The sequence below is a fragment of the Clostridium neuense genome, assembly GCF_045310695.1.
Taxonomy (GTDB): Bacteria; Bacillota; Clostridia; order Clostridiales; family Clostridiaceae; genus Clostridium_S; species Clostridium_S neuense.
In genome coordinates this window covers 122,510-137,625 of sequence record NZ_JBJIAA010000009.1, presented here as the reverse complement: position 1 = coordinate 137,625, position 15,116 = coordinate 122,510, and the positions used below count along the sequence as shown (strand labels likewise).

At 29.8% G+C, this 15,116-nt stretch carries 14 protein-coding genes; 13 read left to right on the top strand and 1 reads right to left on the bottom strand.

Going from position 1 to position 15,116, the window contains the following annotated elements:
* Positions 1–128 precede the first annotated feature (128 nt).
* The 9 genes from yqfC (at position 129) to ACJDT4_RS12095 (ending at position 7,944) form a co-directional block, all read left to right on the top strand.
* Positions 129–431: a sporulation protein YqfC gene (gene yqfC / locus ACJDT4_RS12135; protein ID WP_406787838.1), complete on the top strand. Its 303-nt coding sequence runs from the start codon at positions 129–131 to the stop codon at positions 429–431.
* Entirely contained in the window at positions 421–1,554 is a 1,134-nt protein-coding gene (yqfD, locus tag ACJDT4_RS12130) for a sporulation protein YqfD (protein WP_406787837.1), read from the top strand. The genes yqfC and yqfD overlap by 11 nt, the downstream gene beginning before the upstream one ends.
* Before the next feature lie 239 nt (positions 1,555–1,793).
* Complete coding sequence (locus ACJDT4_RS12125; RefSeq protein ID WP_406787836.1) at positions 1,794–3,857, top strand: HD family phosphohydrolase; 2,064 nt, start codon at positions 1,794–1,796, stop codon at positions 3,855–3,857.
* Between the two features lie 6 nt (positions 3,858–3,863).
* Complete coding sequence (ybeY, locus tag ACJDT4_RS12120) at positions 3,864–4,364, top strand: rRNA maturation RNase YbeY (protein ID WP_406787835.1); 501 nt, start codon at positions 3,864–3,866, stop codon at positions 4,362–4,364.
* A gap of 140 nt (positions 4,365–4,504) precedes the next feature.
* A complete protein-coding gene (locus ACJDT4_RS12115) occupies positions 4,505–5,203 on the top strand; it encodes a diacylglycerol kinase (protein WP_406787834.1) in 699 nt (232 codons plus the stop codon).
* Positions 5,204–5,270: 67 nt separating this feature from the next.
* Positions 5,271–5,660: a cytidine deaminase gene (locus ACJDT4_RS12110; protein ID WP_406787833.1), complete on the top strand. Its 390-nt coding sequence runs from the start codon at positions 5,271–5,273 to the stop codon at positions 5,658–5,660.
* 17 nt (positions 5,661–5,677) lie between these two features.
* Positions 5,678–6,559 carry a GTPase Era gene (era, locus tag ACJDT4_RS12105; RefSeq protein ID WP_406787832.1) on the top strand — a complete coding sequence of 294 codons (882 nt, stop codon included), beginning with the start codon at positions 5,678–5,680 and terminating at the stop codon, positions 6,557–6,559.
* A 43-nt stretch (positions 6,560–6,602) separates the two neighbouring features.
* Positions 6,603–7,346, top strand: coding sequence for a DNA repair protein RecO (gene recO, locus ACJDT4_RS12100; RefSeq protein WP_406787945.1), 744 nt, complete (start codon positions 6,603–6,605; stop codon positions 7,344–7,346).
* A 7-nt stretch (positions 7,347–7,353) separates the two neighbouring features.
* Positions 7,354–7,944 carry a DUF4342 domain-containing protein gene (locus ACJDT4_RS12095; protein ID WP_406787831.1) on the top strand — a complete coding sequence of 197 codons (591 nt, stop codon included), beginning with the start codon at positions 7,354–7,356 and terminating at the stop codon, positions 7,942–7,944.
* Between the two features lie 83 nt (positions 7,945–8,027).
* On the opposite strand, the gene ACJDT4_RS12090 is transcribed toward ACJDT4_RS12095, so the two are convergent.
* A complete protein-coding gene (locus tag ACJDT4_RS12090; RefSeq protein ID WP_406787830.1) occupies positions 8,028–9,944 on the bottom strand; it encodes an LTA synthase family protein in 1,917 nt (638 codons plus the stop codon).
* Between the two features lie 588 nt (positions 9,945–10,532).
* Here ACJDT4_RS12090 and ppdK point away from each other — a divergent pair.
* The 4 genes from ppdK (at position 10,533) to ACJDT4_RS12070 (ending at position 15,113) form a co-directional block, all read left to right on the top strand.
* The gene (ppdK, locus tag ACJDT4_RS12085; RefSeq protein WP_406787829.1) at positions 10,533–13,163 is read left to right on the top strand and encodes a pyruvate, phosphate dikinase; all 2,631 of its coding nucleotides are present in this window, start codon (positions 10,533–10,535) and stop codon (positions 13,161–13,163) included.
* A 236-nt stretch (positions 13,164–13,399) separates the two neighbouring features.
* On the top strand, positions 13,400–13,606 hold the full coding sequence (locus ACJDT4_RS12080; protein ID WP_406787828.1) for a hypothetical protein: 207 nt from the start codon (positions 13,400–13,402) through the stop codon (positions 13,604–13,606).
* Positions 13,607–13,733: 127 nt separating this feature from the next.
* Complete coding sequence (locus ACJDT4_RS12075) at positions 13,734–14,447, top strand: protein kinase family protein (RefSeq protein ID WP_406787827.1); 714 nt, start codon at positions 13,734–13,736, stop codon at positions 14,445–14,447.
* A gap of 99 nt (positions 14,448–14,546) precedes the next feature.
* Positions 14,547–15,113, top strand: a complete 567-nt coding sequence (locus tag ACJDT4_RS12070) for a hypothetical protein (RefSeq protein WP_406787826.1) — start codon at positions 14,547–14,549, stop codon at positions 15,111–15,113.
* Positions 15,114–15,116: the final 3 nt, after the last annotated feature.

Genomic DNA, 15,116 nt, shown 5'->3' with positions numbered 1-15,116 from the left:
TTTTTAAAAGCAAGGTATTATGGTGGAAAGAATTTAATATTCTTTCCATTTTTATTTTTTGGAGTAATTTATCGTAGTTTAAAGTCATAAATTAATATGGAAGTGTTGTAACGTTTGAGGGTGGAAGGGTGAAGAAATTTAGATTAAGTAACATAAAAAGGAGTATAGCAAATAAGCTGGATTTCCCAACTGATATAGTTATGGATATACCGAAAATAGACATTTCAATCTTAGGCAATGAAGAGATATCCATAGAAAATCATAAAGAAATTCTTACCTTCAATGAAAATTTAATTGAAGTAAGCACTACATCGGGAATTATAAGAGTAAAAGGGATTAAACTTGAAATTCTTTTTATAGGGAAAAGTACAATAATAATTGGTGGTAAATTCAAAGCCATTATGTATGGAGATGATAGTGATGAAAATTAAATTTGAAAAAACAAAAAATGCTTATATAACAGTAGAAGTTAGAACAAAAAAAATTGAGGAATTTTTAAATTTACTTTGGAAAAATAAAATAAAACTAATAGAAGTACACAGAATAGATATGAATTTAATTCGCATAGAAGTTGAACTTAGGGATTACAGAAAGATAAAGGAATTAGCTTCTAAAACAAAATCAAGGATTAAAATAATAAAAACCAGAGGAATTGGATTTTTTTTGATTAAGTTAAAGAATCGATTTTCCCTAGTCATAGGGGTTGCAGCGTTTATATTTTTAATACATTATTTAGCTAGTTTTATATGGGGAATTGATATAAGTACGGAAAGAAATGTACCACCATATAACATAAGAATGCAATTATATAATTTAGGTATAAGACCTGGGATAAACAAAAGTAGTTTAAATGTATATGATATTGAAAAGAAGCTTGCTCTTAGAAATAATGATATTATGTGGGCCAGAGTTAGAATATATGGCTCTCATCTTAAGGTTAATATAGCTGAGAGGCAGGAGCCACCTCAGATAGTAAATGATACAAATCCTTGCGATATTGTTGCTGGAAAGGATGGTTATGTACTTAGGGTCTATACAAAATCCGGTACTGCTGCTGTTAAGACTGGTGATGTTGTTAAAAAAGGACAAGTACTTATAAAGGGAGAACAGGGTAAGGAAGGAAGTACTTATAGCGTTCATGCTGAAGGAAGTGTAATTGCACAAGTTTCCTATGAAAAATCTGTTGATGTAAGCTTATCTAAGCATGTTAGGGTGAGAACAGGACGGGAGATGGAAAATTATTATATAAAAATTGGAAATAAAAAAATTTATTTAAAAAAAAGCGCAAACAAGTTTAAGAAATATGATAGAATAATAGATGATAATTTCTTTTTCAAAAAAGAGACATATTATGAAGTTAAGGATAAATTAGAAAAACAAAATAAAGAAAAGCTTGTTAATAGTGAAGCTGATGAAATGTATAAAAAAATCACTTCTAAATTTGATAAAAATATAAAGATAATTAATAAAAGTGTTGATACAACAACAAGTGGCGATTTGTGTACAATTAGAATTTTAGTGGTAACTGAAGAGAATATTGGAGCTGTACAGTAATAAAGATAAACCACTCTGAAACTTGAAATTTATTTGTACCAAAATGCCGTTCTCTAGGCATTTTGGTGCACATGAATTTCAATAGTTGAAGCGGTTTATCTATAGTGAAACTACTGTGGAATTTAAACTATTTATGTTCCAAAATACCAATCTTCAAGGGATTATGGTGCATATATAGTTTGTAGTTGAGTTAGTTTCACTATATATATAAGCAGTGTTAAACAAAAGGGTGAATGGTGATGAAAATATTTATGCTTATGAAAAGAAATGACGTTAAAAAGATGTTGATTTTATTAGCTTCCTTTTTCATTATTTTTGGAATCATTTTAACATCTTTAATTACTAAAAAGTATAATTTAAAAGAAGGAGATATTGCTAAGGTAGATATAAAAGCACCTAGAGACGTAAAAGATAGAAATGCAACTAATGATAGAATAAATCAAGCAGTAAATTCTGTAGGACTTCAGTATAATAAAAACTCTCAAGTATTGGATGATAGCTTAAATGATTTAAATGGAAATTTTGCTGTTATAAATTCTGTTAAGGATACTAATTCTGATAATGCTAAAAAATTAGAACAATTAAAGGGTTCTATTACGATAAATATTAGCGATAGTGATGTAAATACAATTTTATCGATGAGCAAAGACGATATAAAAAATTTACAGCAAGTTTTAGTTAAGACTATTAAGGAGATATATAAAGGCGAAATACGTGACGATAACTTGCAAGATATTAAGAAGGCAAAGGAAGCTGTAGATGCACAGCTTAAAAGTGATAAATTAAATAAAATTGAAGACAATTTAGCAAAGAATATAGCTTATTCATATATAAAGACTAATATGACATATGATGCTGAAAAAACTAAAGATATTAAGGAAGAAATCGCAAAAAAGGTTTCCCCTGTTATGGTAAAAAAGGAACAGGTAATTGTTAAAGAGGGAGAACCAGTAACTGCAAATGAAATTGCAATACTTGAAGATTTGGGGCTTTTAAACAGTAAAAATAATTATAATTGGTATATATATATTAGTTTAGCTATGCTTGTTTCTTTAATGTTGTTTCTTGAAACATATTATATATTTAAATATTATAGGCAAATTTATAATGACAATGCAAAGCTTTTAATGGTATTTATTTTAAACATAATATCAATCGTATTGGCAAGAACAATAAGTGTTATTTCACCATTTTTGATACCACTTGCCTGCATACCTATGCTGTTAACGCTTCTTTTAGATTACAAAATAGCGTTAATAGAAAGTATACTAAATAGTATTTTAATTTCTGCAGTATGTGAGTTTAATACAGAAATAATTATGCTTACAATATTAAGCTGTATTTTAGTGTCAATAGTATTTAGAAAGATGCAGGAGAGAAGCGATACAATTTATGCCGCTATGTTTATAGCTTTTGTAAGTGCAATTGTAGCATTTTCTGTTGGATTTTTGCTCAGTAACAATGTTATAGATAATGTACAAAAAGCAGCATTTACTTTTGTGGGAGGTATTTTATCTTCAATACTTACTATAGGATTTTTACCTATTTTTGAAAATATATTTGGAATAGTTACATCGGTCAAGCTTCTTGAATTATCGGATCCTAATCATCCACTTATGAAGAAACTTCTTATGGAAGCACCAGGAACTTATCACCACAGCATAATGGTAGCTAATCTTGCAGAGGTTGCCGTTGAGAAGGTTGGTGGAAATCCACTTCTTGCAAGAGTGTCTGCATACTACCATGATATAGGAAAAATAAAGAGACCGTATTTTTTTAAGGAAAATCAAATTGGAGTTGAAAATCCTCACTCTAAGATAAATCCTAATTTAAGTGCTCTTGTTATAATTTCTCACGTAAAGGATGGTATAGAACTTGCAAAGGAGTATAAAATACCAGAGATAATACAGAATGCAATTCAGCAGCATCATGGCAATACTTTAGTTAAGTATTTTTATATAACACTTAAGAATTCAAGTGAAAATCCTGATGAAGTAAAAGAAGAGAACTTTAGATACCCTGGGCCTGTTCCAGAAAGCAAGGAAATTGCAATTATAATGCTTGCTGACAGTATAGAAGCAGCTGTAAGATCTATACATGAGCCTACTAAATGTAAAGTTGAAGAGATGATAAACAATATAATAAATGAAAGATTAAATGATGGGCAATTGAGCAATTGTGACCTTACTTTAAAAGATATTGGAGAAATAAGGAAAGCATTTTTAAAAGCATTGCTTGGGATATATCATCAAAGAATAGAATATCCCGTTGACAAAAGCGAATTAAAAAAGCAAAAGGAGTAAATTTTTATGATTTTTATAGATAATAGACAAAAGGCTATTGAGGTAGAAGAGGAACTTTACGATAAGATAAAGGAAATAATTGATTATGGGCTTAAGGAAGAAGGCGTTAATCCACCTTATGAAGTTTCTGTAATATTAATTGATAATGATGAAATAAGAAATATAAATAGAGAAACTAGAAAGGTCGATAATGCTACAGATGTACTTTCATTTCCTATGCTTGAATATCCGGAAGGTATGGTTTTTAAGGATGTATATTCCAATTATAAATTTGATGATACATACTTAGATGAGGGAAGGCTTGTCATAGGTGATATAGCGATTTCTCTTGAAAGGGCAAAGGAGCAGAGCATAGAATATGGTCATTCCTTTTTAAGAGAAGTTTTATATCTTACAGTACATTCGGTGCTTCATTTGATGGGATATGATCATATGGAGGAAGCTGATAAGAAAAAAATGAGGGTAAGAGAAGAAGAAATATTAAATAAATTTGGAATTGATAGATAGTTATGGCATGCACAAAATTGTGTGCATGCCATAACTATCACTAGAATAAAAGTTTTTTGTGACATTTATAAAAATAATTTGATATAATTTATTATAGAATAATTTTCTAAATGAATTTTAACATGTATGGGATGATATTTATGAAAATGAAAAAGCTTGTTGATAGTTTTAACTATGCGATTGAAGGTATAATATATGCAATAAGAACGCAACTTAATATTAGAATAGATTTTATATTCGCTCTATTAATACTTACTATTTGCTTTTTTACAGATTTATCTAAGGTTGAACTTCTTGTAATAACTATAACTATAACTATGGTAATAGCCGCGGAGCTCATTAATACAGCAATAGAAAGCGTTATAGACCTATATGTAAATTATTATCATCCTCTTGCTAAAATAGCTAAGGATGCTGCAGCTGGAGCAGTTTTGGTAACGGCTATAAATGCTGTTATAGTTGGCTTTGTTATATTTTGGAATAAGCTTAAACCAGCAGCCAATCATCTTATAATTAGAGTTAAAAATTCTAATCCATATATGCTATTTATGATTTTGATTATTGTATGTATTGTTACACTTATAGTTAAAGCAAAATTTGGCGAAGGAACTCCATTAAGAGGAGGAATGCCAAGTGGACATAGTGTAATAGCTTTTTCACTAGCTACAATGATAACGCTTATATCGCCAGAAATAGAGGTTATAGTCTTAAGTTATTTATTGGCAGTAATAGTTGCTCAAAGTAGAGTTGATTCGGAAATTCATTCTGTATTTGAAGTAGTAGTGGGTGCAGTTTTTGGAGTTTTAATTACAATAATTTTGTTTAAGCTATTTAGGTAAGAATAACTTATCAGTCTACAGCAGCTATTGATTGTGAATTATATTTAGAAAAGAAGGGAAAATTACAATGGACTATAGTATATTAATAAGGAAGGCAATGGAGTATAAAGAAAGGGCATATGTTCCGTATTCACATTTTAGGGTAGGAGCAGCAATTTTAACTGAAAATGATAGTATATTTGGAGGATGCAATATAGAAAATGTTTCCTTTGGAGCTACAAATTGCGCTGAAAGAACAGCTATATTCAAAGCTGTAAGTGAAGAAGGAAAAACCGACATAAAGGCAATTGCAATAGTATCCGATGAAGATGGTTATACTTATCCCTGCGGAATTTGTAGACAGGTAATAAGTGAATTTGCAGCGGAGGATATTAAAATAATTCTTGCTAAAAGCGAAGAAGAGTATATAGTAAAGGAAATGAAAGATATATTTCCTGAACCATTCGATAAATTTTAGTTATATAAGGAGGACTTATGTTTAAATCTGGATTTGTAACAATTATTGGAAGACCAAATGTGGGAAAGTCTACGCTTCTTAATTACATAATGGGTGAAAAGTTATCTATTGTATCTAGCAAGCCTCAGACCACAAGAGATAATATTCAAACTATACTTACAGGTGAGGATTATCAAATTATTTTTGTAGATACTCCTGGAATTCATAAGCCAAGACATAAACTTGGTGAATACATGGTTAAAGTGGCAAGTGATGCTGTGAATGATGTAGATTTGGTTGTCTTTGTAACTACTCCTGATGTTGAGGTAGGAAAGGGAGATATTCATATATTAGAACAGCTCAGGGGTGCTAAAGTACCAGTATTTTTAGCGGTTAACAAAATGGATGAAACTACGGATGAAAGGCTAGCAAAAACTCTTAAAAATTATTCTGATTTTTTTGAGTTTCAAGAAATAATACCCATAGCAGCTATTAAAGGCAAAAATGTAGATACCTTAATAGAGCTTATGGTTAAATATATGAAAGAAGGACCTAAATATTATCCGGAGGATATGATAATAGATAAACAGGAAAGATTTATTGTATCGGAGATTATAAGAGAAAAAGCTTTAAGGCTTTTATCTGACGAGGTTCCTCATGGAATAGCTATAGAAATTATAAAAATGAAACAAAATGAAAATGGTAAATACAACATTGAAGCTAATTTGCTTTGTGAAAAGGAATCACATAAGGGAATAATAATAGGAAAGAATGGAAAAATGTTAAAAAAAATATCGACATATTCAAGAGAAAGTATGGAAGAGTTTCTTGGCAAAAAAGTGAATTTAAGATTATGGGTTAAGGTTAAAAAAGATTGGAGAGACAGTCCTTTTGTACTTAAAGAGTTAGGATACAAATAATTTTTAGAAAAAAGGTTAAAATAACAAGGAGGGAGATGAGAATCTGGCGGTATTTAAAAGCAGAGGTGTAGTAATAAAAAGTCAAAATTTAAATGAAAATGATAAATTGATTTGGATTTTTACTGAAAAATTGGGCAAAATATCTGCAATTGCTAGAGGTGCACAAAAGAATAGAAGCAAATATCTACCTATAACCATAAATTTTTGTTTTGGAGATTATGTTTTTTTTAAAGGGAAAAGCATGTTTATATTAAATGAAGGCGAAATAATCGATTCTTTTCAAGGTTTTCTAAATGATCTAGATATTCTCACTTATGCTTCATATCTTTGTGAATTAATAGATATTTCTATGGTTGAAGGTGAAAGTTCCAGAGATTTATTTAGAGAATTTGTAAGTACATTTTATTTAATGAAAAATAAAGTAGGAGAGCTTGAAACTTTGGCTAGAGCATTTGAATTAAAGCTTATGAGGTATACTGGATATAGCCTTAATTTTGGGCATTGTGCTAAATGCAAAAAGAGAATATCATCTTCTAATTATATAAGCTATAAGTATTATGGATTTTTATGTGACGATTGTGCAAAAGAAGGAGGAAGAAGTATTACACCTGCTTCCTATGGTGCTCTTAATTACTTAAATAGAACTCCTATAGGCAATATTTATAAAGTGAACTTAAATAAAAATATAAAAAAAGAGATATATGAAATATTAAATGAGTTTATATCTCAAGATTATGCAAAAAAACCTAAAAGTTTGGAAATATTAAGTTTAATGAATAAGGAGTGAATTATAAATGGAAGAAATAACTTTGGAGAAAATTGATATCATTAAAGAAAGAACAGGGGTTACATACACAGAAGCCAAAGAAGCCCTTGAAGCTTCTAATGGAAATGTAATTGATGCTTTGGTATATGTAGAAAAAAATTCAAAGAAAGCTGGAAGTGCAAGGGAGCAATTTGATACCACCAAGGATGAATTTGTTACATGGCTTAAAGAAACCATAAACAAAGGCAATGTATCAAGGATAAGAGTTAAAAAAGATGAAAAAGTTATTCTTGATATACCTGTTAGTGCCGGTATAGTAGGTGGTGTTGCTGCGGGAATAGCATGGGCTCCATCAATAGCACTTATGTTTTTAACTGCGGTAGTTGCTAAAGTTACAGTGGAAATAACAAAAGAGGATGGGTCTGTTGAAGTTGTTAATACAGTAGTTAAAGATACTGTTTCAACTGTCAAAGAAAAAATGAGTGATGCAGCATCAGAATTTAAAGACAAATTTAAGGGCAGCAATGATAAAAAAGATGATGAAAACTCATATCAGTATACTGTAAGATTTGACGATATAGATGAGAACAAAAATAGCGACAATAATGAGACAAAATAAAATTTAGATAAATATTAAAAGACTTAATAAATTAAAAAGATGCTTCTCAACTATAAATCAGAGATTTATAGTTGAGAAGCATTTTATTTTTTTATCCATGATTTTATTAAATTATGGTTTAATAACTCATCGGAATATTTTAATTCATTTGAACTATTTTCTTTCAGACTCTTAAGTTTAGGCGTCTCATTAACCTTACTTCCAGTTTTTATATCATAATATGTATTTGTCCATGATACATAAAATACATTTGCATCTGTAAATGACCCATTCCTAAATGTAACCTTTCTATTGCCAGTACTAAATATATCTTTACCAAACATATAATCATTTTTTAAATCAAACATATTTGTTATAGTTGGAAGTAAATCCATTTGGCATGCATAAGTATGGTTTGTTCCCTTATTTTTATCCTTAGGAAAATGTATTAATAAAGGTACTTTTTGATATTGATACCATGCTAAATCATCTGAACTACTTGAGCCTTCAAATTTATATAAATCATTAATATTTTGTTTAGGAATAGCAAAATGGTCACCATATAATACAATAATAGAATTATCTGCTATTCCAGAACTTTCGAGCTTATCTAAAAAATCCCCAAGTTGCTTATCGGTATAATGTATACCTTCTAAATAATTTCCAAACAAAGTGTTTTTATAACTTCCAACATCCAAAGTATCCATACCATTTTCATATCCTTTAACATCATTGAATGGGTAATGACTGCTTAAAGTAATAAGAAAAGAAAAATATGGTTGCTTGAATTTTTGAAGTTCATCAAATGATTGATTTAAAAAAGATTTATCACTTAGACCTAAGCCTACGTTTTCATTCCTATCATACTTGGATTGTCCAAAAAAATCATTAAAACCTTCAGTGTTATACATTACATTTCTATTCCAATAACCTTCAGCGTATCCATGGAGTGCTGCGGTATAATAGCCATTGGCGTTTAATTCCTTAGGTAGTGAATTCAACGTGTTACCACAATACGTATAATATGCTGCCCCGGATTGAGCTGGGTAAAGTGAATTAAGAGACATAAATTCAGCATCTGAAGTATTTCCGCCAGCTACTTGATAAAAATAATTGTCAAAATATGCGCTTTTATTTACCCATTTATTTAAATTAGGTGTTATTTCTTTACCGTTAATTTTAGCATTAATGACAAAGTTTTGAAGCGCCTCTACCTGAATCATTATAAGATTTTTTCCATTTCCTATACCGGTAAATTGATTTGTTTTAGTTGTTTTACTTTTAAGATAACTTTTTACCTGATTCTCTTCGCTTGCTGAAAGTTTTTTTGAATTTTTTATTTTGGTATTTGAAAAATTAAATAAGTCAACCATATGAAAATTCAAATTCCCTATCATTTTAGTTAAATAAATTCTATCGCTCATAGCAGTTAAAAGAGTAGGCTGTTCTATTGAAACTTTTTTAAATGTCTTAGCCTCAACTACCGTTCCAACAGTAAATATCATAAAAAAGGTAATGATTCTAGCTACTAATGACTGAACTTTAACATCAACTTTTTTATAGTATATTTTAAATATAGGGATAAATACTATAATATCAATTAAATAAAAAAAGTCGCTAACTTTTACAAGGCTTGCTATAGCATCTTTTACGCCGCCTAATAATTTGGCATTTCCAATAGATGAGATAGTTATAATATCTGTATAATATCTATAATAAACTAAATCTGCTAGTATAAGAGCACTTATTAAAATGTCTATAATAAATAAATACCTTATTCTTTTTTTATTTTTTAATAGAAATGAAAAACTAAATAATAACAATAGAGATGCAATTATAGGTGTAATAACCGTTGTACTAAAATATTCGGGCGATATGCTTTTTCCATAGTTTATTAGCTTTATGCATAATATTATAAAGAATATAATTACATCGGCATTAATTTTTAGAATTTCTATACCATTTTTTATAAATGTATTATTCAACGCAATTTTAATCAGTTTGGGTATTTTCAAATTCATCACCTCTACCCAAAATAGTATACTATTGCACAAATATAAATTCAATTAGCTATTAAATCTATTCTATAACTATTTTGTAACTTTTATGTTAAATGGCTTGCACAAATTAAATAAATAATTTATGAAAAATTAAGCAAATTAAAGAATTTTCAAAATAATTAGCCATATTATACTTGAATTAAACCAAAAACTGGAGAAATAGGTGTAATAATTATTTTTGGAAAATGTTATAATGAATATGTAAATTTAATAATTTTATATTTATTATAAGTGTATTTAGTACTATTTTTATAGTGATTATGGGTTTCTATAATTTAATAGCTTATATCATTAATAGGGTAATTCTTGTAGTTAACATGTTGTTATGTCGAAAGTAAACGATTTAAGTTGAACTAATCGAGATGAAATTCTCGTTAGTAAGGATTATTGTATCGAAACTCAATTTATGCATGTTTCAAAATGTTATGTTTAAGACAATATGAGGCGTATATAAATTAAAAGTTGAGTTAGTAATCCTATATATAGAAAAAGATATGCCATTTAAGTTGGTATAACTGTAACAACAAAACGATTAAAGGGGATGTTACTATGGAAACAAAAAAGTATGTATACCTTTTTGATGAAGGAAATGCAGGTATGAGAAATTTACTAGGAGGTAAAGGAGCAAATTTAGCTGAAATGACCAACCTTGGTATACCTGTTCCACAGGGCTTTACGGTTACAACAGAAGCGTGCATAAAATATTATGAAGATGGCGAAAAGATATCTGATGAAGTACATGAACAAATTGATAAGCATATGAGAAAACTTGAGGAAATTACAGGGAAAAAATTTGGCAGTGATACAAACCCACTTCTTGTTTCTGTAAGGTCAGGAGCAAGAGTATCAATGCCTGGAATGATGGATACAATACTTAATCTTGGACTAAATGATAAAACTGTAGAGGCAGTTAAAAAGCTTACAAATAATGAAAGGTTTGCATATGATTCTTATAGAAGATTTGTTCAAATGTTTTCAAATGTTGCAATGGGGATAGATGGTAGAAAATTTGAAGATATTATAGACAAAGTTAAAGATGAAAAGAATGTTAAATACGACACCGAATTAGATGCAAATGATTTAAAAAACATACTTTCCCAGTTTAAAGAATTATATAAAAAAGAATTAGGAAAAGATTTTCCAGCAGATCCAAGAGAGCAGCTAATAGAAGCAGTTACTGCTGTATTTAGATCTTGGAATAATCCTAGAGCAATAGTATATAGAAGAATAAATGATATACCAGGTAACTGGGGAACAGCTGTAAATGTTCAGTCAATGGTATTTGGAAATATGGGAAACACTTCAGGGACAGGAGTTGCATTTACAAGGGATCCTGCACTTGGAGATAAGAGAATATTTGGAGAATATCTTATAAATGCACAAGGTGAGGATGTCGTTGCCGGAATAAGAACACCTCAGCCAATAACAAAGCTACAAAATGATTTGCCAGAATGTTATAAGCAATTTATGGAAATAGCGCAAAAGCTTGAAAAGCATTATAGAGATATGCAGGATATGGAATTTACTATAGAACAAGGCAAACTTTACTTCCTGCAAACTAGAAATGGAAAGAGAACTGCTCAAGCAGCATTAAAAATAGCAGTTGATTTGGTTAGCGAGGGATTATTAACCAAAGACGAAGCACTTCTCAAGGTTGAACCAAAACAGCTTGATTCACTTTTACATCCAGCTTTTGATAAAAAGGAACTTGAGAAAGCTGAACCAATAGCAAAAGGTCTTCCAGCATCACCAGGAGCTGCTTCAGGAAAAATTTATTTTACAGCAGAAGATGCAAAACAGCATCATGAAAATGGAGAAAAGGTTATACTTGTAAGACTTGAAACATCACCAGAAGACATAGAAGGAATGGTAGCTTCAGAAGGAATACTAACAGTAAGAGGTGGTATGACTTCACATGCAGCGGTTGTTGCTAGAGGAATGGGAACATGCTGCGTTGCAGGCTGCGGAGACATAGTTGTTAAGGAAGAGGAAAAGAAGTTTGAGGTAGGTGGAAAAGTATACAATGAAGGTGATTTTATTTCACTGGATGGAAGTACTGGAAATGTGTACGGATATGCTATAAAAACAACCTCTCCTGAAATAAGTGGTTACTTTGGAACATTTATGTCATGGGCAGATGAAGTTAGAAAGCTTAAAGTTAAAACAAATGCTGATACTCCAAGAGATGCACAGCAGGCAGTAAAATTTGGAGCTGAAGGCGTAGGACTTTGCAGAACTGAGCACATGTTTTTTAATGAGGACAGAATACCGGCAGTTAGAGAAATGATACTTGCAAAAACTGTAGAACAAAGGAAGAAAGCACTTGCTAAACTTTTGCCAATGCAGAAGGAGGACTTTATAGGAATATATGAGGCAATGGAAGGAAAACCTGTTACAATAAGGTTCTTGGATCCACCTTTACATGAATTTTTACCTACTAACGATGAAGATATAGAGGATTTAGCAAAAGAAATGGGAATCACCTTTGATGAACTTAAAAATACAGTTTTATCTTTACACGAATTTAATCCTATGATGGGACATAGAGGCTGCAGATTAAGCGTATCTTACCCTGAAATAGCTGAAATGCAGACTACGGCTGTAATAGAAGCTGCTATAGATGTAAATAGAAGAAAGAATCTTAATATTGAACCTCAGATTATGATACCTCTTGCAGGTGAAGTAAAGGAATTAAAGTTTGTTAAGGATGTAGTAGTTAAGACAGCAGATAAGGTTATAAAGGAAGAAGGAGCTAATTTAAAATATAAGGTTGGAACTATGATAGAAATACCAAGAGCTGCACTTACAGCAGATGAAATAGCAAAAGAAGCAGAATTCTTCTCCTTTGGAACTAATGACTTAACTCAAATGACCTTTGGCTTCTCCAGAGATGATGCAGGAAAGTTCTTAAAGGATTATTATGAAAAGAAAATATATGAATTTGATCCTTTTGCAAAATTAGATCAAATAGGTGTTGGAAAACTTATAAAAATGTCTGCTGAATTAGGAAGAAAAACAAATCCTAATTTGGAACTTGGAATTTGTGGTGAACATGGAGGAGATCCTTCGTCTGTGGAATTCTGTCATGATGTTGGGCTTGATTATGTATCATGCTCTCCTTATAGAGTTCCTCTTGCAAGGCTTGCAGCTGCACAGGCTCAAGTTAAAAATCCTAGATAAATTTGAATACTAAAATAATATGATTTTTCTTAGAGATCTTTGTATAATAAGCATTTGATAGGAATTAAATAATAAAAAGTGAGGTATTGCAACTTAAAATGAAGTTACAACACCTCATTTTTTTATTATTATTTTTAAATAGGTAACACAGTGTTTATTTAATTCATATTATATAATTGTAAAAATAAATCATATTGATTTAAAAAGTACAAAAGAGGTGTTATGTATGAATTCTTATGTTAATGAATCATATAATGGCCATAGTTATTATAAAGTTAGCAGTAGATCAAGAAGTAGATCAAGAAGTTGGTCAAGTAGTAGATCAAGAAGCAGGTCGAGAAGTAGATCAAGAAGTTGGTCAAGGAGCAGTTCAAGAAGCTGGTCAAGCAGCAGATCAAGGAGCTGGTCGAGAAGTAGATCATATAGTCGATAATATCGTTTGAAATGAAATATAGATAACCAGTTCAACCAATAAAATTCATTTGCATCATAGCTCACAAAAGACGGCATTTTGGTACAAATAAATTTCAAGTTTCAGAGTGGTTTATCTTTAGCTATAGGATTATTAGTATGGATAGATATTATAAAGCAGGAGAAAAGATAGATGGATATTGTATCTTAAAAATAATAGGTGAGGGCAGATATGGGATTGCATATTTAGCAGTTAATAGTAAAGGTGAAAAGTTTGTTGTAAAACAATTGAAAAAAAATATGCTTAATAGTACTAGAAAAAAATTGTTTTATGAAGAGAAGATATTAAGAACTCTAAATAATCCAATGTTCCCTAAATTTATATCAAAGTTTAATAATAAAGGTAGAGAAGGCTATATATTAGAATATATTGAGGGGAAAGTATTCGAAGATTTATTAGCCATAGATAAATATGAGTTTAATAAATATGAGATTTACAAAATTGGAGAGCAGCTTTTAAATGCAGTGGAAGTATTGCATAATAATGGTATAGTGCACCGCGATATTAGGCTTCCTAATGTGATATTGAAAGAAAATAAAAATATAGCATTAATTGACTTTGGATTGGCTAGAATTATTGATAATAAGAGATATGTAAAGGATATAGATTATTGGTTTATAGGTGATTTTTTAATTCATTTGTACTATTCATCATATGAAATAACTGAAATAGAAGATAGACCTTGGTATGAAGAGCTTGATTTAAATTCTGAGGAAGAAGTTTTTTTAAAAAAGTTAATGAATATTGGAGAAAATTATAAAAGCATGGAAGAAATAAGAAAGCAACTTGAAAGAATTAAAAATATAAATTGATATTGAAGATATGCCATATGATTAGGAAGATTGATTCCAATATCGTATGGCTTTATTTTTCATAATAAGCATATGATTAAATTGCAGGAGGTATTTATTATGCCAAATTCATTAGAGATACTAAGAATATATACGGAAAGTTTTAGATGTAATTTATATTCGGTTGAACATTTTAGGATGATTGGATTGATAGATGTAAATATTAAATATATTTATGGTATAGAAAGAGTAACTTTGGCATACTTTAGGTCATCAGGAAATAATAGTGGGAAAATAAAGGGATTATGGTATCCAATTGTGGGAATAAAAATCCATACAGGAGAGTTTACAGAATTTACAAAGTATTTGAATTTTATATTGTCAAAAACTACGAAAAAAGGAATGGCATATGAGGGATGGTTAGCTAAATCAGTATTCTTTTCAAAGCAACATGATCATAGCTCAATGCTTAGAGGATTTTCTAATGGAAGATATTATAAAAGTCTTCTGAAAATAGGAGAAACCTTAAGAGATTTGTATGAAAATAATGAATTTGAAAAAATGAGTTCATTAGACGGATATAAATTAAATACTATAATAACTTCAAAAGAAATATATGAAGGTAATAGCTACACTCAAAGAGAAAATTTTGAGAAATTTATAGAAGATATATTTAATGAAATTTAGTGA

Excerpts from the sequence above, each read along its gene's own strand:
- ACJDT4_RS12080 (WP_406787828.1), top strand. The coding sequence starts at position 13,400 with ATGTTAATGAATCATATAATGGCCATAGTTATTATAAAGTTAGCAGTA.
- ACJDT4_RS12110 (WP_406787833.1), top strand. The coding sequence starts at position 5,271 with ATGGACTATAGTATATTAATAAGGAAGGCAATGGAGTATAAAGAAAGG.
- ACJDT4_RS12090 (WP_406787830.1), bottom strand. The coding sequence starts at position 9,944 with ATGAATTTGAAAATACCCAAACTGATTAAAATTGCGTTGAATAATACA.
- ACJDT4_RS12075 (WP_406787827.1), top strand. The coding sequence starts at position 13,734 with ATGGATAGATATTATAAAGCAGGAGAAAAGATAGATGGATATTGTATC.
- ybeY (WP_406787835.1), top strand. The coding sequence starts at position 3,864 with ATGATTTTTATAGATAATAGACAAAAGGCTATTGAGGTAGAAGAGGAA.
- ACJDT4_RS12095 (WP_406787831.1), top strand. The coding sequence starts at position 7,354 with ATGGAAGAAATAACTTTGGAGAAAATTGATATCATTAAAGAAAGAACA.
- yqfD (WP_406787837.1), top strand. The coding sequence starts at position 421 with ATGAAAATTAAATTTGAAAAAACAAAAAATGCTTATATAACAGTAGAA.
- era (WP_406787832.1), top strand. The coding sequence starts at position 5,678 with ATGTTTAAATCTGGATTTGTAACAATTATTGGAAGACCAAATGTGGGA.
- ACJDT4_RS12070 (WP_406787826.1), top strand. The coding sequence starts at position 14,547 with ATGCCAAATTCATTAGAGATACTAAGAATATATACGGAAAGTTTTAGA.
- ppdK (WP_406787829.1), top strand. The coding sequence starts at position 10,533 with ATGGAAACAAAAAAGTATGTATACCTTTTTGATGAAGGAAATGCAGGT.
- ACJDT4_RS12125 (WP_406787836.1), top strand. The coding sequence starts at position 1,794 with ATGAAAATATTTATGCTTATGAAAAGAAATGACGTTAAAAAGATGTTG.
- ACJDT4_RS12115 (WP_406787834.1), top strand. The coding sequence starts at position 4,505 with ATGAAAATGAAAAAGCTTGTTGATAGTTTTAACTATGCGATTGAAGGT.